Annotated in this window: 22 protein-coding genes; 12 read left to right on the top strand and 10 right to left on the bottom strand. The window is 56.4% G+C overall.

The window, feature by feature from the left end; genetic code table 11:
• Positions 1 to 59: 59 nt before the first annotated feature.
• Positions 60 to 983 (bottom strand): LysR family transcriptional regulator, encoded by a 924-nt coding sequence (locus tag JK621_RS24655; protein ID WP_212558050.1) that lies wholly within the window; start codon positions 981 to 983, stop codon positions 60 to 62.
• 214 nt (positions 984 to 1,197) lie between these two features.
• Here JK621_RS24655 and JK621_RS24650 point away from each other — a divergent pair, with 214 nt between their 5' ends.
• The 9 genes from JK621_RS24650 to JK621_RS24610 all read left to right on the top strand — a co-directional run bounded on the left by JK621_RS24650 (position 1,198) and on the right by JK621_RS24610 (position 10,323).
• Complete coding sequence (locus JK621_RS24650; RefSeq protein ID WP_212558049.1) at positions 1,198 to 2,172, top strand: PDR/VanB family oxidoreductase; 975 nt, start codon at positions 1,198 to 1,200, stop codon at positions 2,170 to 2,172.
• Between the two features lie 20 nt (positions 2,173 to 2,192).
• A complete protein-coding gene (locus tag JK621_RS24645) occupies positions 2,193 to 3,473 on the top strand; it encodes an amidohydrolase family protein (protein WP_212558048.1) in 1,281 nt (426 codons plus the stop codon).
• Positions 3,463 to 3,933: a RidA family protein gene (locus JK621_RS24640; protein WP_212558047.1), complete on the top strand. Its 471-nt coding sequence runs from the start codon at positions 3,463 to 3,465 to the stop codon at positions 3,931 to 3,933. The genes JK621_RS24645 and JK621_RS24640 overlap by 11 nt, the downstream gene beginning before the upstream one ends.
• Positions 3,934 to 3,954: 21 nt before the next feature.
• On the top strand, positions 3,955 to 4,836 hold the full coding sequence (locus JK621_RS24635; protein WP_212558046.1) for a creatininase family protein: 882 nt from the start codon (positions 3,955 to 3,957) through the stop codon (positions 4,834 to 4,836).
• A gap of 11 nt (positions 4,837 to 4,847) precedes the next feature.
• Complete coding sequence (locus JK621_RS24630; RefSeq protein WP_212558045.1) at positions 4,848 to 5,831, top strand: ABC transporter substrate-binding protein; 984 nt, start codon at positions 4,848 to 4,850, stop codon at positions 5,829 to 5,831.
• The gene (locus tag JK621_RS24625) at positions 5,828 to 6,655 is read left to right on the top strand and encodes an ABC transporter ATP-binding protein (RefSeq protein ID WP_212558044.1); all 828 of its coding nucleotides are present in this window, start codon (positions 5,828 to 5,830) and stop codon (positions 6,653 to 6,655) included. Before JK621_RS24630 ends, JK621_RS24625 begins: the two co-directional genes overlap by 4 nt.
• A 4-nt stretch (positions 6,656 to 6,659) precedes the next feature.
• Positions 6,660 to 7,475 (top strand): ABC transporter permease, encoded by an 816-nt coding sequence (locus JK621_RS24620; protein ID WP_212558043.1) that lies wholly within the window; start codon positions 6,660 to 6,662, stop codon positions 7,473 to 7,475.
• Between the two features lie 27 nt (positions 7,476 to 7,502).
• Positions 7,503 to 8,906: an FAD-binding oxidoreductase gene (locus tag JK621_RS24615; RefSeq protein WP_212558042.1), complete on the top strand. Its 1,404-nt coding sequence runs from the start codon at positions 7,503 to 7,505 to the stop codon at positions 8,904 to 8,906.
• Between the two features lie 139 nt (positions 8,907 to 9,045).
• Positions 9,046 to 10,323 carry a TonB-dependent receptor gene (locus tag JK621_RS24610; protein WP_212558041.1) on the top strand — a complete coding sequence of 426 codons (1,278 nt, stop codon included), beginning with the start codon at positions 9,046 to 9,048 and terminating at the stop codon, positions 10,321 to 10,323.
• A gap of 102 nt (positions 10,324 to 10,425) precedes the next feature.
• Here JK621_RS24610 and JK621_RS24605 read toward each other — a convergent pair whose 3' ends face one another.
• From JK621_RS24605 to oxdA, 9 genes are all read right to left on the bottom strand, one after another.
• Positions 10,426 to 11,010, bottom strand: a complete 585-nt coding sequence (locus tag JK621_RS24605; protein WP_212558040.1) for a histidine phosphatase family protein — start codon at positions 11,008 to 11,010, stop codon at positions 10,426 to 10,428.
• Between the two features lie 4 nt (positions 11,011 to 11,014).
• Positions 11,015 to 11,779, bottom strand: a complete 765-nt coding sequence (locus JK621_RS24600) for a CbtA family protein (protein WP_212558039.1) — start codon at positions 11,777 to 11,779, stop codon at positions 11,015 to 11,017.
• 10 nt (positions 11,780 to 11,789) lie between these two features.
• Positions 11,790 to 11,999 carry a CbtB domain-containing protein gene (locus tag JK621_RS24595; protein ID WP_212558038.1) on the bottom strand — a complete coding sequence of 70 codons (210 nt, stop codon included), beginning with the start codon at positions 11,997 to 11,999 and terminating at the stop codon, positions 11,790 to 11,792.
• A gap of 32 nt (positions 12,000 to 12,031) precedes the next feature.
• The gene (locus JK621_RS24590) at positions 12,032 to 12,466 is read right to left on the bottom strand and encodes a nitrile hydratase accessory protein (protein WP_212558037.1); all 435 of its coding nucleotides are present in this window, start codon (positions 12,464 to 12,466) and stop codon (positions 12,032 to 12,034) included.
• Positions 12,463 to 13,122 carry a nitrile hydratase subunit beta gene (gene nthB, locus JK621_RS24585; protein WP_212558036.1) on the bottom strand — a complete coding sequence of 220 codons (660 nt, stop codon included), beginning with the start codon at positions 13,120 to 13,122 and terminating at the stop codon, positions 12,463 to 12,465. The genes JK621_RS24590 and nthB overlap by 4 nt, the downstream gene beginning before the upstream one ends.
• 36 nt (positions 13,123 to 13,158) lie before the next feature.
• Entirely contained in the window at positions 13,159 to 13,782 is a 624-nt protein-coding gene (nthA, locus tag JK621_RS24580; protein ID WP_212558035.1) for a nitrile hydratase subunit alpha, read from the bottom strand.
• Positions 13,783 to 13,861: 79 nt separating this feature from the next.
• Positions 13,862 to 15,376: an amidase gene (locus tag JK621_RS24575; protein WP_212558034.1), complete on the bottom strand. Its 1,515-nt coding sequence runs from the start codon at positions 15,374 to 15,376 to the stop codon at positions 13,862 to 13,864.
• Between the two features lie 110 nt (positions 15,377 to 15,486).
• On the bottom strand, positions 15,487 to 16,353 hold the full coding sequence (locus tag JK621_RS24570; RefSeq protein ID WP_212558033.1) for a transporter: 867 nt from the start codon (positions 16,351 to 16,353) through the stop codon (positions 15,487 to 15,489).
• 49 nt (positions 16,354 to 16,402) lie between these two features.
• Positions 16,403 to 17,449 carry an aliphatic aldoxime dehydratase gene (gene oxdA / locus JK621_RS24565; RefSeq protein ID WP_212558032.1) on the bottom strand — a complete coding sequence of 349 codons (1,047 nt, stop codon included), beginning with the start codon at positions 17,447 to 17,449 and terminating at the stop codon, positions 16,403 to 16,405.
• A gap of 313 nt (positions 17,450 to 17,762) precedes the next feature.
• On the opposite strand from oxdA, the gene JK621_RS24560 reads away from it, so the two are divergent.
• The 3 genes from JK621_RS24560 (at position 17,763) to JK621_RS24550 (ending at position 20,182) form a co-directional block, all read left to right on the top strand.
• Entirely contained in the window at positions 17,763 to 18,734 is a 972-nt protein-coding gene (locus tag JK621_RS24560) for a helix-turn-helix domain-containing protein (RefSeq protein WP_212558031.1), read from the top strand.
• A gap of 278 nt (positions 18,735 to 19,012) precedes the next feature.
• Positions 19,013 to 19,690, top strand: a complete 678-nt coding sequence (locus JK621_RS24555) for a LolA family protein (protein WP_212560285.1) — start codon at positions 19,013 to 19,015, stop codon at positions 19,688 to 19,690.
• A 15-nt stretch (positions 19,691 to 19,705) separates the two neighbouring features.
• Positions 19,706 to 20,182 (top strand): SRPBCC family protein, encoded by a 477-nt coding sequence (locus JK621_RS24550; RefSeq protein ID WP_212558030.1) that lies wholly within the window; start codon positions 19,706 to 19,708, stop codon positions 20,180 to 20,182.
• Positions 20,183 to 20,228: the final 46 nt, after the last annotated feature.

Here is a 20,228-nt window from a genome sequence, read left to right as displayed (position 1 = left end):
CGTCCAGGCTCTGCAACCTTTGATTCATTGCAGAGCATCAAGCACCAGAACAGTGCAAATCAGTGCCGGGCACGTCCCGGCGTCTGGATCTGGCTGAACAACATCTCCAGCTGTTTGAGCATCATCGAGGCGGCCAGTGAAAGCTGTCTTGCCGGGGCGACGCACAACGAAAGGGTGAACGTTTTTAACTGCGGATCGGTCAGCGGAATAAATTGCAGTTCATCGCTTTCCACCTCATCCATGATGTCCAGCCAGCACAGAATACCTATGCCTATTTTCTCTTTAATCAGCGAGCGGATCATGTGGATGTTATTGGATACCGCGACTTCGTTAATCATGTCGCCGTTGATATTCATCAGCGCCTGGACGGGTTCGGCCAGCATCAGCGGCGCGGCAGGCAAGATAAACGGATATTCCATGCACTGGTTAAAACGCACGCCGCTTCTGCCGCCGAGCGGATGCCCTTTCGGCACCACAATCCCCAGCTCGATTTCTGCAAAAGCGCGCACCTGCAACTCACGCGAACTTTGCGGATTAAGCATCAGCCCGAAGTCGGCATCGCCGGACATCAGCGCCTGCTGAATATCCACGTTGTTCATGGTGGTCAGCGTGAAGGAGATATTCGGGTAGTCGACATGCACCTTCCTGAGCATCGCCGAGAAAAACTGCCGGTTGATGGCGTCGATGGTGGCAATCCGCACGTGCCCGCGCCGCAAACCGCGCAGGTCGTCGAGCTGCTCGCAGACGCGGGTGAAATCCTTTTTCCAGTTGTTGGCCGAGTGCAATAACAGCTCGCCCGCGGCGGTCAGCCGCAGCCCGGTGGGGTGCCGTTCAAACAGCGGCATCGCCAGCTCTTTTTCCACCCGCAGGATCTGCCGGTCAATCGACGAAGCGGCGACATGCAAGGTTTCGGACGCCTTGCGAAACGATCCCTGGCGGGCAACCTCAGTGAAGTACAGCAGAAATCGGGAGAATGCGAACATGATGGAGTGCTCTCTTTTATGCAACGGGATGTGCGAATCAAAGCGCTGGACGCAACAGTTTTATAACAATAACGTAGCTTTCATTGCAACGGGAACAATCGTTTCATCGCTCTTAAAGCCCGCCCTGCGCTGTTTCAGGCCGGATGGCAGCATGTTATGCGGTGAATAGGTTGCTCCCCTTTTTATGAATGACTCATCAAAATGAATACGGTAAATGACGATGAAAGATGCCGGATTAATTCCTGTCACGATCAAGGCGATCGGTGAAAACGGTAAAGGGAATATTTCACTGCAACTTATTGCGCAGCAAGGAGGATTATTACCTGCCTATTTACCCGGTGCGCACATTGACGTTTTCATTCCTGAATTTGGCCCGCGCCAATATTCGCTCTGCACCGAAAGTCACGGCGGGGAATATTATGAGGTCTGCGTAAAACTGGCGGAAAACTCCACCGGCGGATCGCACTTTATTCATCATCGTTTCAATGCTGGCGACACGCTGAGCATCTCGATGCCGCGCAACCATTTTCCGCTGCCCTCTGCCGGTCGTTATCTGCTGTTTGCCGGGGGGATTGGCATCACGCCGCTGCTGACGATGGCGGAACACATGGCGCAGCAACAAATTGAATTTGAACTGCATTACTACATTGCAGGCCTGGATAAAGCGGCGTTTATACCTCGTCTGAATGCGCCCGCGCTGGCAAAACACGTCTTTTTGCATGACAGCGGCGCCAACGACTCCCTGCGGCACAATACGCCGCTGAGTTTGCGTCAGCCGGATGAAAATACGCGGGTGATGGCCTGTGGTCCGGACGGATTTATTGAGCGTCTTGAAGACATTATGCAAACGCACCACTGGCAGAAAAATCAATTATCTTTTGAGCGGTTCAGCAATGCGAATATAAACCATGACACCGACAACCAGGAATTTCACATTCAGTTGAACTCCAGCGGGAAGCGTTATTTAGTCGGTCCAAACCAAAGCATTGCGGAAGTCTTATTAAATGCCAAGGTCGATATTATGTTGTCGTGCGAACAGGGTATTTGCGGCTCCTGTATTACTGATGTCATCGACGGTATTCCCGACCACCGGGATTGCGTGCTGACAGAAGAAGAGAAAGCGGAGAACACGCAGATTACGCTGTGCTGTTCGCGCTCCAAAAGTCCCGTTCTGGTCCTCGACCTGTAATGCCAACGCGGAGCCTCAAGATGAACTTACCTCCTCCCGCCTCACCGCTTAACGGCATTGCCAACGTTCGCCTCCCCGCGTGGTTGCTTCCTGCCGGGTGGCCTGAGCATGCAGGCGAGCCGGTGACGGCAGATCTGCGCTTTGATGCAGGCAAAATTGCCTCAGTGACGCCTTGCCAGTCAGGACAAGATGATTTGTGGGACGCACAGGGCGCGCCGGCGCTGCCGGGGCTGATCGAACCTCATGCGCATCTCGATAAAACCTTCACCATCGGCCGCAGCCGTCCGTCAAAACCCGGTCTGCTGGCCGCTATCGACACCATGCATCAGGATCGCCGGCACTGGACCACGGCAGATCTTCAACAGCGCGCCAGACAGGGAATGGCATGGGCCGCCGCCAACGGCGTGACCCGCTTGCGCACCCATATTGACTGGTTCGATGTCACGCCGCCGCTGGCCTGGACGGAGCTGGCCAATATCGCGCAACCGGGCGTCCGGCTTGAGCGGGTGGCGCTGGTCCCGCTGAGTCTTTTTGCCGACGGCGAGGCGGCTGACCGCATCGCCCGTACGGTGGCGCAAAGCGGAAACCACTGCCTGCTGGGCGGATTTATCCACTCGTCCAACTGGGATCCGGCAGCGATGACCCACCTGATGCGCAGCGCCTCGCGCTGGCAACTGAATCTGGATTTGCATATCGACGAGGAGCTTTCGCCGGTGGCGCACGGCCTGAGCTGGCTGGCGCATTACCTGTCAGAAAACAAATTCAGCGGCCACATCTGTTGCAGCCACGGCTGCGCGCTGGCCTCCGGCAGTGAACGACAGGCGCAGGAGGTGCTGGGTTTGCTGGCGGCGCAGCGCGTCACGCTGATTGCGCTGCCGATGACCAACCTGCTGTTGCAGGACGCCGTCACCCACCGCACGCCGCGCCAGCGGGGGATCACCCTGCTGAAAGAGGCGCAAGCGGCAGGCATTCCGGTGCTGCTCGGTTGCGACAACGTGCAGGACGCTTTTTGTCCGGCCGGCAGTTATGACCCGCTGGATACCTTGGCCTGCGCCCTGTTCGCCCTTCAGCTGGATAACGTTTTTGATCGGCAGTCGCGACTTATCTGCGATGTCGCCGCACTGAGCGGTGAGGCGCAGCCCGGCCTGCCGCTCGTAGCCGGCAGCGATGCCAGCCTGATTCTCTTTCCGGGCAGCGACAGCCTGACCTGGCCTTTAAACAGCGCAGCCCGCCTGGTTTTCCACCACGGCAGGCTGATCCACCAACGCACCTGGAATCAGGAGTTAGCCCATGAGTCTTGAAGCCGGAGCGGGTAAACCGCTCGCCAAATACGCCGCGTGGCGTCGCGCCGGTGATTTCGTTTTTCTCTCCGGCATTATTCCCGTCAATCCGCACAGCGCGACCATCGTGCGCGGTTTTCAGGATATCCCCGCCGAAGCGCGCCTGCTGCTGGGCGAAACCGGCGAATTCTCGACCGACGCCAAACAGGGGCCGATCCTCGCCCAAAGCTGGTATGTGCTCGAAAGTATCCGCCACACCATCGAAGAGGCCGGCGGGCAGATGAGCGATGTGATCAAGCTGGTGCAGTACTTTCGCAATCTCGATCACTTCCCGTATTACAGCCGGGTCAGAAAGCTGTTTTATGCCGGGCAACCGCCGGTTTCCACCGTGGTTCAGGTCAGTGAAATGTTGCCCTGCGCCGAGGTGCTGATTGAAGTGGAAGCTACCGCCTGGTTACCCCTGTCCCGCTTAACCCAATAATGTCCGACCACGAGGCACAGCATGATTAACGGCTATATTCCCGCAGAACGTTTTCTTCCTTTCCTGAGCTGGACGGCCATCGCCGCCCTGCCCGACAAGGCCAACACCGTGATCGTATTGCCGACCGGCGCGATTGAGCAACACGGCCCGCATCTGCCGTGTTCGGTGGACAGCGTGATCTCCTCCGGCGTGGCGGGGCACGCGCTGGCGCGGCTTTCAAAAGACATTCCGGCCTTCGGTATTGCGCCTATCACCTACGGCAAATCCGACGAGCATCTGAATTTCCCCGGCACGCTGACCTTGACCGGCGACACGCTGTTGCAAACCGTTTTGGAAATTGCCGAATCCCTGTACCGCGCCGGGTTCCGCAAACTGCTGATGATCAACGGGCACGGCGGACAACCGCAGGTGCTGCAAATGGCGTCGCGGGAAATGCGTCTGCGTCATGGCGACATGATCATGATCCCGCACGACGTGTTCCGCGTGCCCAATGTCGAAAACCAGTTCCTGAGCGCGCAAGAGCAAAAAATGGCAATGCACGCCGGTCACAGCGAAACGGCGGTGATGCTGGCGCTGGCGCCGGAATGCGTTCACATCGAGCACGCGGTCGCCAATTACCCGCCGGAATTCCCGTGCCCGACGCTGTCATCAGGCCGCCCTGCCGCGGCCTGGGCTTCCTATGATTTTGGTCCGAGCGGCGTCATCGGCGATCCGACCGGTGCGACCGCCGAACAGGGCCACGCGATCCTCGATTCGCTGGCGGCAAGCTGGGCACAGGCCATCACCGAAATCCACCTGATGGAATGGAAAGTCCGCAGCGAACCGACCTGGGGCAAACACCACTGGAACGGTTTTGTGCAAACCAGCTTCACTCCTCCTTCGTCTTCTTTTGCCTCTAAATAGGAATTCTTACGATGAAACTACGGCGTTCACCGACTTACACCCTGCTGGCCCTGCTGCTGGCCGGCGTTTCTGCCCATTCTATGGCAGAAGAGAAATTTACCTTCCTGACCAACTGGTACGCGCAGGCGGAGCATGGCGGATTTTATGAAGCGCAGGCCAAAGGGTTGTACAAAACCGCCGGTCTGGATGTCAGCATCAAAATGGGCGGCCCGCAGGTTAACGTGATGCAACTGATGGCCGCCGGTCAGGCGGACTGTACGCTCGGCGACAACGGTCAGGCGCTGGAAACCTGGCAGGCCGGCGTGCATGCGGTGACCGTGGCGACGGTGTTCCAGCATTCGCCGACGGTGTTTATCAGCCACGACAAAGTAGAGGCAGGACAGCAACTGAAAGACAAAACCTTCCTGCTGGCGACCGAGGCTTACACCTCTTTCTGGCCGTGGGCGAAGAGCGAACTGGGGCTGGGGAGCGCCAAAATCCGTCCGTACACCTTCAGCGTGCAGCCGTTCCTCGCGGACAATAATCTGGTGCAGCAGGGTTATGTGACCTCCGAGCCGTTCTCCATCGAAAAAGGCGGCAAACCTTTCTACGTCTACATGCTCAGCGACTGGGGCTACCCGCCGTACGGCAACTCGATTATCTGCATGGCCGACACCGTCAAAAAACGCCCGACGGCGGTGGCGGCGTTCGTGAAAGCCTCCATGCAGGGCTGGAAAGCGTATTTGCAGGATCCGACCGCAGGCAATCAGCTTATCGCCAAAGACAATCCGCAGATGGGCGCCGACCAGATTGCCTTCGGCATCGCGCAGATGAAGAAGTATGAGCTGGTGACCGGCGGCGACGCGCAAACAGGCGGTATCGGCATCATCACTGAACCGCGTCTGAAAAAGACCTGGGACATGCTGGTGAAAAACAAACTGATCGACGCGGAGAAAGTGCCGTTTGAGCAGACTTATACCCTCGATATGATCAAAGACGCGAAGGTCATGCCATGAATTCAGCCCCGAAACTGACCGTGATGAGCGATGTCCGCTCAGTCAATCCTCCGCCGGTTCCGGCTATCGAAGTGTTGTCGGCGGAGAAAATTTACAGCAACGGCACCCGCGCCCTTCTGCCGGTCAATCTGACCATCAATCAGGGCGAATTCGTCACCCTGCTCGGCCCGTCGGGCTGCGGCAAAAGTACGCTGTTAAAAATGGTCGCCGGTCTGGTGGAACCCAGCGACGGCAAGCTGGTGCTGTGGCGGCGCGACAGTCGCGAAAAGGCGCAGGTGCCGCTGTCTTTCGTGTTTCAGGAAGCCACGCTGATGCCGTGGAGCACTGTGCGCAATAACGTCCGTCTGCCGCTGGATCTGGCGGGCGTACCCCGTGCCGAAGCCAATACCCGCGTCAGTGAAGCGCTGGAACTGGTGGGGCTTGGCAAATTTGCCGACGTCCTGCCGCGCGAACTGTCAGGCGGCATGCAGATGCGCGTTTCGATTGCCCGCGGGCTGGTGACGCGCCCGAAGCTGTTGCTGATGGATGAACCTTTCGGCGCGCTCGACGAAATCACCCGCAACAAACTCGACAGCGACCTGCTGCGCCTGTGGCGGGAACAGGGGCTGACGGTGGTGTTCGTCACCCACTCGATCCACGAAGCGGTATTTCTGTCGCAGCGGGTGATCATGATGGCCGCGCGTCCGGGGCGGGTGGTGGAAGATATCGCCATCACCGAACCCTTCCCGCGCAGCGAAGATTTCCGCGTCAGTCCGGCGTTTTCACGCTATGCGAAGCAGTTGCAAGACAGCCTGCTGCAAGCCAGCCAATCGGGTATGGAGTAACGGTATGCAAACTCAAAAAGCTTCTCCGTGGATCAATAACCCCACGTTTCGCAAAGTGCTTTATCCGGCCGTGGTCGCGGTGGTGGTGATCCTGCTATGGCAGGGATGGGTGAGCTATTTCAAAATCCCCCAGTTTCTGGTGCCGTCGCCGGTGGTGATGCTGCAAAGTCTGTGGACCCATTGCGGTTCGCTGGTGATGTCGCTGCTGTTCACGCTGAAAATCACCCTGATCTCATTTTTACTGTCGATTGTCATCGGTGCAGTCGTGGCGTTCGTGCTGGTGCAGAATCGCTTTATTGAAACCGCGCTGTTCCCGTACATCGTGTTCCTGCAAGTGACGCCGATTGTCGCCATCGCGCCGCTGATCATCATCTGGGTCAAAGACACCACGCTGTCGCTGGTGGTGTGTTCCACGCTGATGGCGGTGTTCCCTATTATTTCCAATACCACGCAGGGGCTTCGCAGCGTGTCACCTGGCCTGCTGAGCTATTTTCAGCTGAACCACGCCAGCCGCCTGCAGATTCTCATCCGCCTGCGCATTCCTTCTGCTCTGCCGTATTTTTTCGGCGCGCTGCGCATTTCCAGCGGCCTGTCGCTGATAGGTGCCGTGGTCGCTGAATTTGTGGCCGGTACCGGCGGCAATAATACCGGCCTGGCCTACCAGATATTGCAGGCAGGATACCAGCTGGACATCCCTTTGATGTTCGCCGCTCTGCTGCTCATTTCACTCACCGGTATTGCGCTGTTTGGCGTGATGTCGTGGATTTCGAGACGCGTCCTGAGCGCCTGGCATGAAAGCGAAGCCGTGCAATCTCATTAACTTCATTCATCTTTAGGCAGGAAGAATATGGACAGTGAACAACGTCAGCACGCGCTTGCCCTGATACGGCAGGCGCTTCCCGACCTCGACTGGACTTTGCAGGCAACCAAGGTCAAACGCCTTTCACGCGATTTTCACTGGTTCAGCCCGGTGCTCAAACAGCAGTTGGAAGATAAACAGGCTGATGCCGTGGTCAGGCCGCGCAACGAAGAAGAGCTGCGTCTGGTGGTTAAAGCCTGCGTTCAGCACCGGTTGCCGCTGATCCTGCGCGGCGGCGCGACCGGCAACTACGGCCAGTTGGTGCCGCTGGAGGGCGGCATTCTGGTCGATATGACCGGATTCAATCAGGTATGTGAACTGGGTAACGGCGTGGTACGCGCGCAGGCGGGGATCCGGCTGGCCGAAATCGAAACGCTGACCCGCCCCGCAGGATGGGAACTGCGCTGCATGCCTTCCACCTACCGGCTCGCCAGTCTGGGCGGCCTTTACGGCGGCGGCTTTGGCGGTATTGGTTCCATCAACTACGGTCCGCTGGGCGCGCCGGGCAATGTGCTCGGCGTCAAAGTCATGACCATGGAGGCCGAGCCGCGCGTTTTGCAGGTTCCTGCCCCGCAGGCGTTGCTGCTGCATCACGCCTATGGCAGCAACGGCATTGTGCTCGAGGTTGAGCTGGCGCTGGCACCGGTCCATCAGTGGATTGAACGGCTGGACGTGTTCGATGATTTCACCGACGCGCTGGATTACGCCAACGCCTTTGCCCGGTCGCCAGGGCTGGTAAAACGCCAGCTGGCGCTGTTCGCCGCGCCGATCCCATCCTGGTTCAGCCATCTGAACGGGCATTATCAGGCCAGCCGGCACGCGGTGATAAGCGTGATTGCGCAGGAAAGCGAAGGGTTTTGTCCCCATCTGCTGGAAAAATATCGCGGGCACAGCGCCATACGTCAACCGGCCGACGAAGCGCGCGAAGCTAACGCGTCACTGATGGAATATTGCTGGAATCACACCACGCTGCATGCGCTGAAAATCGACAGCTCCCTGACTTATTTACAGACGGCGTTTAATTATACCAATTATCGTCAGCAGATTATCGACATGGCCAATTTATTCGGCGACGAAGTTATTTCGCATATTGAATTCCTGCGTGACAATGACGGAAATATCACCGCCAGCGGTTTACAATTAGTCCGTTACTCCACCGAAGAAAGATTGAAAGAAATAATGGCCACCTTCCGCGATAATGACGTGAAAATAAATAACCCTCATGTCTTTCAGATTGAAGATGGCAAACAAGAGGAAATTAAACCTGAGGTGGTTGCGGTTAAAAAACACCTTGATCCCCACGGGTTGCTGAACCCCGGCAAGCTACGCGGCTGGGAAGTGCGTGACAGCCTGGCATTGGATAACGATCCTCTTTTATTGGCTGAAAAATAAAAATAACTATTATCCTCCCCGCTTCTTGGTGACAGAAAAACAGGCGGGGCGGCATCCGTTTACCTGCGCCCTCATAAAAACAATTACCGGCAGTTTTGCTGCCGGACAGAACCTATTACACTTCAACAGGATGGCATTAATGAAAAATAACACATTCAGCTTTGCGCTGAAGTTGAGCGCTATTGTCGTTTCAAATGCATTATTCATAAACCACGCACTGGCGGCCACTCCGGCGGCGACCGGTTGCTCCGCTGGCGTGGCAGATTCCCTCACCGAAATGTTCACCTGCGGGTCGGTCAGCGGCAGCCTGCGCACCCTGTATTATTCCACCCATAATGCGTATTTCGTACCGGGCTATTCTCAGGACACGGTCAGTTATGGCGGCAGCGTGAAATATGCCACGGCAGAATATTACGGCCTGAGCCTGGGCGTCAGCGGCATTCTCCAGCGCGGTATTTCACACAACGACGACCACCTGATTACCGAGCTGGGCCCGAACCAGACCGGCGTGGGCGAAGCCTATGCAAGCTGGCATTATCAGGACTTCCGCATCACGGCCGGCGATCAGCGCATTAATATTCCGTTCATCGGCGACTATGACTGGCGCATCACCCCCATTCTGTTCCGTGGTATCGACGCGAACTATGGCGACGGCGATAACTTCCTGCACGCCACCAAAATCACCCGTTACAAACCCTGGGGCGACGACCGGTTCCTCAACACCACGGCCTATACCGACGCCGACGGCACGACCAACGGCATGTGGAGTGTCGGTGGCGGGCGCGCCATCAAGCTGGATAATAAAAAACTGAACGGCCAGCTGTGGTATGAGGATTACGACAACTACACCAAGATGGTGTACGCCGACAGCTTCCTGTCGTGGACAGACAGCCCTTCCCAGCCGAAGATCGGCATTCAGTTTATTCGCGGCGTGAGCGATGGCAAAGCGCTGGCAGGCAATGTGAACAGCACCAGTTACGGCGCGCAGTTTGCGATGAACCTCACACAGGCATTGAAATGGTCGTTAAACTACAACCATATCACCGCCAACCGTGATGCTTACGGCAACGGTGCGCTGGTGACGCCTTACGCGCACAACACCTCCTCCGGCCCGTACTTTGCCCAGCCGTTCTTCACCAGTACGCAGGATCTGGGCAGCGGCAACGCCTACTCCACCGACCTGAACTGGAACGCGACCGAAAGCATCTCACTGGGCAGCCGTTACTCGTTTATGGATTTAACGCCGAGCAAAGGGGCATCCAGCAGCAACCAATCCGAATATCTGGTGTACGGCACCTACAAATTTGGCGGCGTACTCAAAGGCCTGAGCATCACCGACTTTGCCGGCGTGCAGACCACCTCGACGTCTAACAAAGACTTCTGGCAGAACCGCCTGGCGCTGGAATATGATTTCTAAATAAACATCCGCTTTCGCATAAAAAAAAGCCCGTCTGAGTTTCCTCAAGCGGGCTTTTTGCTTTCGAACCGTCGGTTCAGAGTGAGACGCTGTCCAGATTCATCACGTTGGTTCACGCCGCAACACATCCAACCTTCCTCCCAGACAACTCAGATGCCAGCGTTTTCCGTTACTGCGCAGCGTCGTTACACTTAATGGCAGGATATCGATCAGTTGAAAGGCGCTAACGGGCGCATCGAGCAATTGAATCACTATCGCCCGAATAACCGCAGAGGAAACAATTGCGCACTGACATTCCCGATCCGCCACTCTCTGCGGCAACCATGTTCCCGCGCGCACCATAACCTGCGCCATGCTTTCTCCCCCCGGCGGGGCCTCTCCCGAAAGCCAGCGCTGAAATGCCCCTTCATCCTGTTCGATAACCGTTTTAATCGGAATGCCCGCCCAACGGCCGTATCCGGGTTCGGCCAGTTCCGCAACGGACTCGCCGCGCAGGCCCAACTCAAATTGCGTCTGCCTTGCTGCCAACGCCGGGGCGGTCCAGATTTTATTGAATGGACCGACGCATTCCTTTAGCTGATGAACCTGCTTCAGGGAAGCTTCGCTAAGGGGATCGTCAGAAGGGAAGCGCGACTGTCTGTTTGCCAGGGTTTCCCCCTGGCAAATCAGTTGCATGATGGCGGTCATGCCTTCAGCACCCTTCCGTCTGGTAGCTGTGCCCCGGTTTGCGCAGCGTTCTTTCCGCAAATGCCCCAAACAGCAGCCCCGTTGCGCACCACATTGTCAGTTGAGTACCGAAAGCGCTCAGGCGAAAACGCCACAGAACATCGGCAGAAAATCCGTCCGGGATCTCATTCACTTCAGGCATCAGTGCGCAGACGGCAATCAGCATCGCCAGCCCCGCCAACCCTCCCCACAGCGCAGCATTCCAGCCGCCCAGTCTCGGTCTGAGCTGATGAGCGCTCCAGGCGGCGGCCACCACAATCACCGCTGCAACCAACAGCATGACGAAGTAGAGCGCAGTCCGGTAGCCTATCGTTGAAGGATCGCCCACCGCAGGCGGATTAGGCGGATATTTAAGCGCCGGTATCATGCTCATTATCAAGAATCCGCCCAGCGACAGCGCCAATGCCAGCGCTCTGGCGCCGCCCGGCCCGGTACGTTGCCAGCACAGCGACCAGACCAGCGCCAGAGCGCCGCCCATAGCCGCACTGAACAGGATCATGCCGCTCAGCAGACCTGCGCCGGACTGCGTCTTCCGGCTAAACACTTCGCCATCGGCCTCATGATCGTGATGATGAGCGCCCTCTTCACTCACCTGCTTTTGGGAAAGGATCTCTTCAAATGCAATCGCACGCTCGACCTGCGGCTCACCGAAAACATGGGCAAAGCCGAAGGCGATAATGCCCGCGAGGATCCCGGCCAGCATCCCCTGTAACAGAAGTTTTCCCGTCATGGCGTTCTCCTCAGTGGCAAGGGAATCCCAGCAGATGCCGGGCATCATGGAAATATTCGTGTATCTGGCTGCCGGAAAAAACGGCGGTTGCCCCCTGTTCTGCCCCGATAAAATAGACGGACAACAGCACCATCAGCGTGACGAATGCAAGCCATGGCAATACGGCATTAAGCGGGATGGGCGCCGGTGCGACTTCAACTTCATTAAGGGTATGGTCCATTTTTCTTCCTCATCTCTGGCTGCGGATAATATTCAGGGTTTCAGGCTGGCGAATGCCGGGCTGACCGCCACCGGGACACGAAGCGCCGGGTGGTGGTGATCATCGGCCGGTGGGCAGGTCGCGCTGTTCAGCACAACCGGCATCCCATGTGGGGTATTCAGATAAGCCTGCCGCCATTCATCGGTACGGCGGGCAATATCCTGCTCTCCAGTCAGCTCCAGCGAGAGGAGCATTTTTTCTGCGGCGGATACCCACTGCCGGTAATAGGCATCGTTGATGCTTTCATTCTCCTGTATCGGGCCGGCTTTTATTTCATCGCTGAAAACATCAACCCACGCCTTCCAGCTGAACTGCCCGGCCTGATGAAGGTAAACGATCAACGAAAAAACCTGCGCCTGCCACGGATGTTCGAATGGGGCGTTGTCCGCGGCGGGAACATCGGAGGTCATTCGGATTTCTGTACTCATAGCGCCTCCAGATAGTCATCCCACAGATCGATTCGCACCGTATCTTTAGGCGGCGCTTTATCGCCCCATAGCTCAGTCGCGGCAAAGCTGACGCTGTAAACGTGCTGAGGATGTTCGCCCTGATCATGAGCAGCCGTATCCGGGGTGATAAATACCCCATGATCAATCACAATAGTGCCGGTCTTCCCGCGAGCATAACGCGGCAGGCGGGTATGCCCTGCCGGATTGATATTTTTTGCTCTGACGCGGTCTCCGGGCCGGAAGCTGGCCGGAACATCGCTATCCACCCGTGCAGACCCCCCTGTACTGATGACCGCCTGCACCATCTCCTGCCGCAGCACCGGCGTTTCCGGCGGGGCTGACAGCGCCTCGGTCGCACCGGAAAGCTCATCGGCGGTAATAACGCCCCTCTCAAGCAGAAGCGTCTCGAAAGCATGCATCCAGTGTTCGTAGTAGCTTTCTTCGAGGTAATGCGCCGGGTTCATGCGCTCAATGGCATGCCGGAACATATCGACATTGAAGTGACCGCCGACAAACAGAGAGGCAAAAAGCGAGAATGCGCGCCGCTCCCATTCATGATGAAAAGGCGGTTCGTTTTCTTCAGTAATGACGGCGCCCATACCCTGCATGCCGCCCAGATCGTGTATCCCGTTCATTGGATTCTCCAAAAAAGTTGAATGAAATACCGGTGGTTAGTTATCGCCCGGCTGAAGCGCCACGCCGGTGCCAATCATGGCATCGCGGGTTACCAGCGCGACCAGTTGCTCTTCACTCCAGCCCTCGGTCCCGGCGGGTCTTTCCGGCAGCACCAGATAACGCAACTCGGCGCTGCTGTCCCACACCCGAATTTCCCGCTCCTCGCCGATGTTCAGACCAAACTCGGCCAGCACGCTGCGCGGCTCGATAACAATGCGCGATCGGTAAGGCGCCGATTTATACCAGGCGGGCGGAAGGCCGAGCGTGGGCCAGGGATAACAGGAGCAAAGCGTACAGACCGTCACGTTGTGAACCTCGGGGGTGTTTTCGACCACCATCATGTCTTCCCCCTGCACGCCGGAAAAACCCAGCTCGGCAATCGCCTCGGTGCCATGGGCCAGAAGACGGGCCTTGTAATCCGGGTCGCTCCAGGCTTTCGCCACGACAAGAGCGCCGTTCCGGGGGCCAATTCGGTGTTCATAGCTGTCGATAAGTTCATCCAGCGCGGCGGGGTCTACCAGCCCTTTTTCCGTCAGCAGGGACTCCAGCGCTTTCACGCGCAGTGCGATCTCCTCTGGCGGTTCGGTATGGTCATGGTGGTGTTCGTGGTCGTGAGCCATGGTATCTCTCCGAAAAATTGAATGTCATTGCCGGGCTTTTCGTCCGGCGGTATCACCCTGAACGACGGGCAGCCAACGGTTACATCTGCTCCCAGTTTCCGCTCGCTTCAAACGCGGCGGCGGCCTGATAAATCGTGCTTTCGGCGTAGTGGCGCCCAATCAGCATCATGCCGACCGGCAGCCCGTCAACCAGCCCGCAGGGCACGGACATGGCTGGATGACCGGTCACGTCCTGCGCGGCCGTATTGCCAATCATCTCGAATGCCCGGGAGATAAACTCGGTGACCGAACAATCGGGTTGCGGCAGCGGCTGAGCGGTCATCGGAACGGTTGGCATCACCAGCAGATCAAAATCGCCGAAGGCGCGGTCATAGTCTGCCCGAGCGCGGCGGGCCAGATTCTGCGCCTTGGCGTAATAACGGCCGTTGTAGCGCGTCAGGCCATACTGGCCGATGAGCATGCAGATTTTCAGCGAGGGCGAAAGGGTGTCCGCGCCGTCACGCCAGGCGGCATGTTTGTCCAGCAAGGCGACGTCGTAGAGCCCTTCCCAGTTAAACCCCATACCGTTGCCATGCATCATCTGCATGGTGAGGCCTTCACAGCCGATGGGCGACCACAACGCCGCGGCCAGCTGATGGCCGGGAACCGAGACTTCGCCGACGAGTGCGCCAAGACTTTCCAGCCGGGCAACAGCGCTACGGACCTTTTCGGCCAGTAAAGGCTGGATATTGGGCAACTGGAATCCTTCCGTTACCACCCCGATCCTCAGGCCCCTGACCCCTTTATCGAGCGCAGAGGTATAGTTTCCGCCGCGAGATGCGTACTGCCGCGGGTCAAGGCCGTCCGGCCCGGCCAGCACCTCCAGCATCAGGGCGTTGTCCCTCACGTTCGCGGTAATCGGCCCGGTATGATCGAGGGTGGCTTCAATCGGCATAATGCCGGTATAGGGAACGAGTCCGTGGGTGGGTTTCATGCCGTACGTGCCGCAAAAAGCGGACGGAATGCGGATGGAACCGCCCTGGTCGCAGCCCATCGCCATATCCGCTTCCCCGGCCGCAACCAGCGCTGCGCTGCCCGATGAAGAGCCACCGGCGCTGTAACCCTGACGCCAGGGGTTATGTACCGGAGCCGGGTCTGACGTATGGCTGCCACCGGAGAGGCAGAAATGCTCGCAGGTCGCTTTACCCAGAATGGTTGCGCCGGCATCAAGGAGGCGCGTTACCACGGTGGCGTCGAATGCCGGCACATGCCCTTCCAGCGAAGCCGCACCGTTCATCATCGGGACGCCGGCCAGAGCAATATTGTCCTTGAGCACCACGGTTTTCCCTGCGAGCTTGCCCTTTGCCGCCCCCGGTACCCGGCTTTTGTAATACCAGGCGTTCAAGGCATTCTCTTCGCTCCCAGGGCGATATCCTTTTTCGCGCGGATATTTAATCGGTGGGATTTCATCCTGTAACCCGTCAATCAGATCGTAGGCGTCAAGGTTTGGCTGCATAAGGGCAAGATATTCTGCCGCTTCGCTCTCGGAAATCTGTAGGTGAAGCTGGCGGGCAAGTTGCTGAAGTTGACCGGCATCGGGGCGTTCAATAGCCATAATGATTCCTTATAGGGAAAACGATTGATTGGATCCTGACCTGAACATAACGCGACGGCGCAACGATGACCTGGCTTAGCCGGACAGTTATTTGGTCAGGAAAGACAGCGTCAGAAAACGCGTGCATAACGGAGATTCAACCGGAAATTCTCTTCGGCGCCGTTTTCAACGCGCAGATCCCTGCCCAGCTGTATCTGGAACTGATCGCGGGGCGTCACAAATTTGGTTGCGGTAATACGCACGTTGGTGGTCTGTGTCTGGTTATCCTGCTTTTCGCCGTCAACGGTGGTTTCACCGCCCCAGCTCTGCCCGAAACCCAGCCCGAGCGCCAGGGTAGGATCGGGCATGTAACGCCCCATAATCTGGGCCGTCCAGGCATTATCCTGCTGGAGCCGGGATGAGGTGGTTCCATAATCGTTATTTTCACCGTACCAGATGGCATCGCCGACCACGTCCAGCGCCCATTTTTCAGTAAAATACTTGACCCAGGCGGCCTGCAGGTCGACCTTCCAGCGGTTCTCCCCCAAATTCAGCGCATCGTTGTGGTCATAGTTGCCGCTGGGCACGTAGAGATAAGGCGCGAAGCCAAAAATGTCGCCGCCGCTGTTGAGCTTCACTTTTAAAGGCACGGTCAGGATTAAGTCGCCGGTACCGCTGGCAGCGCCGAGCCCTGAGGCATCGCCGCCACCGGATATCCGCCCGAAAGGCAACAGAAACTGCGGGTCCAGCGTTGCCGACTCGGAAATCTGTACGGTATGCAGCAAACGCAACATGCCGATATCGGAAGTCAGATTGTAATCACGGCTGACTTTGTCGCCGCGCGAATACGCTGCGCCGGTTGAGGCGTGCTGATAATAAAGCAGCCCCACAGTGGTGCCGTCAGGAAATTGGCTATAGTCGCCGGGTGCAACCTCGACGGCGAGTGCGGGCACAGAGCAAAGCAGCATGGCAGGCAGAAAAACGCGTAATGCGTGCATAATGTAATCCCCGGAGAAATGATGGATGAATAAGTTATCGTCGTTTCGTTCAGCGCTGAGCGTCACGCAGCATCCCGGTCATGGGATGGCAGTTGATGTACTCAAATGTTTGAAAGCGGGCGTCCGAGACGGAAACTTCGTGGTAGAGCCGCAGTTTCTGCAGACCGGTCACCACCCGGAAAAAGGTGGTGAATATGCGAAGGTGTGTGGGGTGTGATTCCGCCCAGCGCTCCAGTTTGTCAAGCGAACGCCAGAAACCGATATCGTAGGCAATATCCAGCAGGTTTCCGTTGATATCCACGTTGCGGACAAAGCGGTTGCTGTAGCAGCCGAGCGCCTGCCCTTCATCCCGAAGAAAATCCATACCGGCCTGCAACGGGGGGAGCATTTCCGTGAAGTAAAGCTGGCGCTCTTCCTCTTCCGCCTCCATCCAGTCCTGCCCGGAACGGATAAGCGCGATGTTGTCATGGCCCTGCACCACCACCCTGCCCCCGGCATCAGGATCGCCTGAAATAATGCGCAGTTCATCGCCAGGCTGCAGCCAGTCATTCTGGGAAGCGGGAATACGATCGCGCACGGATCCCCAGTAGCCATGCTCCTGGATCTCGCCGCTGATATTGTCCATCACCGCGCCGACGCCCGGCAGGTCTTCTTTAAAGGCATACAGCGTCTCGAACTGTTCGGCGCGCGGGGCAATAATTTCGCGGAAATAACCGATGCCATCCTGCAGACGTTCATCGGAAGTCCACCAATTGTCGATCTCTGGCTGACGGAGCCAATGGCAGTAAGCCGCCGGATCCCGCCAGTACCCCACCACAATAAAGTTACCGTAGCCCTGGTTGTCGGTATGGAAAGAGATGTCGTGGTTGCCCGGCCCGTTGCTCAGGCTGAAGGTCGACACAATGTGCTGCATGGCTCGGACGGCGTCCTCACGATGTTCTTCACGAAACTGAACGCCCAGATAGGCCATAACGACCTGCGTCAGATCATCGCTGGCCCGCCCGGCAAACATCGGGAACGGTGGCTGGTAGTCGTCGTGAATCCGACGGGAAAGCGTGCGGGGGCATTTCAGATGTTTATCGATTGCAGATTCCATAAGGACTCCCAGGTTTATAGTTTTCAGCGATGGTTAACTCACCACTGATACTAAGGAGAAATCTGCCGAATACCTGGCTCAGTCGGACAATCGTCTGGCTGGAAAGGACACCCCCGAGATCGGTAAATCAGAGAGTGAAATGATGAAATCGCACAGTGCAGCACTGCCCTGAAATAGTGCGTATCTTCCCACTTAATGCCGCCAAAAACTTAAAATAGCCGTGAAATGCCTCGTAATGCGGTCATGGCGCAAATATTGCTTTCGGTTTGAAACAATCCATCCTGAATTGCAGTTACTGCTATGAGGTGCCGCTGTGAACAGTCATTCAACGCCACGGGAGATTCGCTATTCCACCGAACATGTTTCAGCGCCTCGCCGTTTCGAATACTGGAATGATGTCATTCTTCGTCACTGCATTCCTTCGGATGGCAAACCGCTTGCTGACGGCGGGTTTGACGGAGAACTTGCCGTGCGTGAAGTGGGACTGTTGGATGTGTGCACTCTCACTTCAACCCTTCACCACTGGGAGCGAAAATCACGACATCTGAGAACAGGGCCGGACGACGATTTGTGGCTCGGTTATATCCAGGGTGGATACGGGCAGTTGGAACAGGGAGGACGAAAGGCCTGTCTGTCATCCAATAATCTGGTTCTTTACGATGCTGCACAGACGTTTCGCTTCAGCCTCGGCGGCAGCAATAACCACCTCATTCGCATTCCCCGGCATCTGCTCACCGGAAACGTGTCGGCCAGCGATGTCCTGACCGCCACCGTCCTTGACGATACTCGTCCAGGCGTTATTCCGCTGCGCGAGATGATTTGCCAGGCGGTTCAGACGCCCATTCTGATCAGCAATCCGGATGTTGCCAGCCGCTTTTCAAAAACGATGCTGGATCTGCTAATGCTGAGTCTGGAGCTACAGGACCACAATACAGCGGCTTCAGAACGCGATTTATATGGAAGAATGAGAAACTACATCAGCAGAAATCTTACCAATCCCGAACTCAGCGTAGAGAGTATCGCTCTGGCTCATCACGTATCAGTACGCACCGTGACCCGGACTTTTGCCCGGCATCAGAAAACGCCGGCGGCCGTTATCTGGCAAGAACGGCTTCAGGCCAGCCGCGACGCACTTGAACAGGGCCGCGTGTGCAGCGTATCCGAGGCGGCACTTGACTATGGGTTTTCTGATTTTACTCACTTCAGCCATGCATTCCGTAAAGCCTTTGGCGTCACGCCGAGCTCGGTCATGAAGCAGCAACGTCAGTTTTTTATACAACCCTGATGCGTAAGGCTGTTGTCGGCATATCCGTCGCCCGGATAACAACCAGGCATGCTGAAATAAAGGGTTTTTGTTTCTATTTAAAATAATCGAAAAACACTGCCCTGGATTTTATCTGACATACTGATTATGTTCCCGCCAGATCCGCAGGAGCAAAAAACGATTTAGTCAGCGCTCTGAAGAGGGTAGTGAATCACAAACATCAAAACGCTGGGATAACCTGTTTACCGACCCTTTCAAAACAGGAGACGATCATTAGCGACTTAGTTTCCTTTGCCGTAATGCTTGCAACATTACTGATCTTTAGCTTTCACGATACGGCGTACGCAGCGGACAAGAGCGCCGTGGCATCTGTTTTTTCGCAGAATTCAACAACGACCGACCCCATCACTCTCGCGCTGCAACATTTCGAACAAATTCAATCCTACCAGGTTATGGTGCGTTCCTTGTCACCTCCTGATGACGCTAAAATCATCCGCTATAGCTATCGTAAACCGGGCTATGTACGGATGGACTTTACCAAACCACACTCAGGTGCCGTCCTAATCTATGACCCGGCCAATGGCAAAGTTAAGTTGTGGCCATTTGGCGTAGGCAACTTTCCTGTTTTGAGCCTGTCGCCCACAGATTCACTGATACAAGATGCTAACGGTCATCGGGTGGATCGATCGGACTTCAGCGTTTTGCTGAATAATATTCGTAGCCTGCAAAATGGGGGGACAACAACGCCCCTCGGGGAAGATTTCATCGCGGGGAAGCCGACATTGCATTTATCCGTGGTCGGCCCCGAAGGAAAAGCTGTCGATGCCGTTCATCGTTATGACATTTGGTTAGATAAGAAATATGGATTTCCTGCAAAGGTGGTCAGTTACGCACTGGATGGAAAAATGTTGGAAACCGTATTCATGGATGCAATGGTTATCAACATCCATTTCCCCCCTGATTTTTTCGCACCTTAATGGGAGCCTGGTTATATGGCTGACTATAAGTTCTCCACCATCTGGCGGGTTAAGGCTTCTATACAGGAAGTCTGGGATATTCTATGCCATCCGGATCTGTGGCCCGAATGGTGGGGAAGTCTGGAGCAGATCACCGAGTTAAAGAAAGGCGATATTCAGGGAATTGGCGCCTTGCATCGTTATACCTGGAAAGGCGTACTCCCTTATCGATTAACCTTTGATATCCATGTATTAAATATTAAACCTTTTTGCCTTTTAGAAGGGGAAGCCAGTGGCGACGTCGAAGGCCGAGGAGTGTGGGCGTTTTCTGACATAGAGGGGGATACTATCGTTAGGTATGATTGGAATATCCGCACTAACACCCGCTGGATGAACTACCTCGCTCCGCTGGCAACGCCCGTTTTCCGTTGGAACCACCATATGGTGATGCGCGATGGAGCAAAAGGTTTGGCCCGCAAATTAGGGACACATGTCGACGTGTATTTTAACTAAAGAGAAAGCTCTTTCCGGCCGGCAAAATCTTGCAGAGGGAGCGTCT

It is taken from the genome of Serratia plymuthica (assembly GCF_018336935.1).
GTDB classification, from domain to species: Bacteria; Pseudomonadota; Gammaproteobacteria; order Enterobacterales; family Enterobacteriaceae; genus Serratia; species Serratia plymuthica_B.
This window is presented reverse-complemented; position numbering and strand designations above follow the sequence as displayed.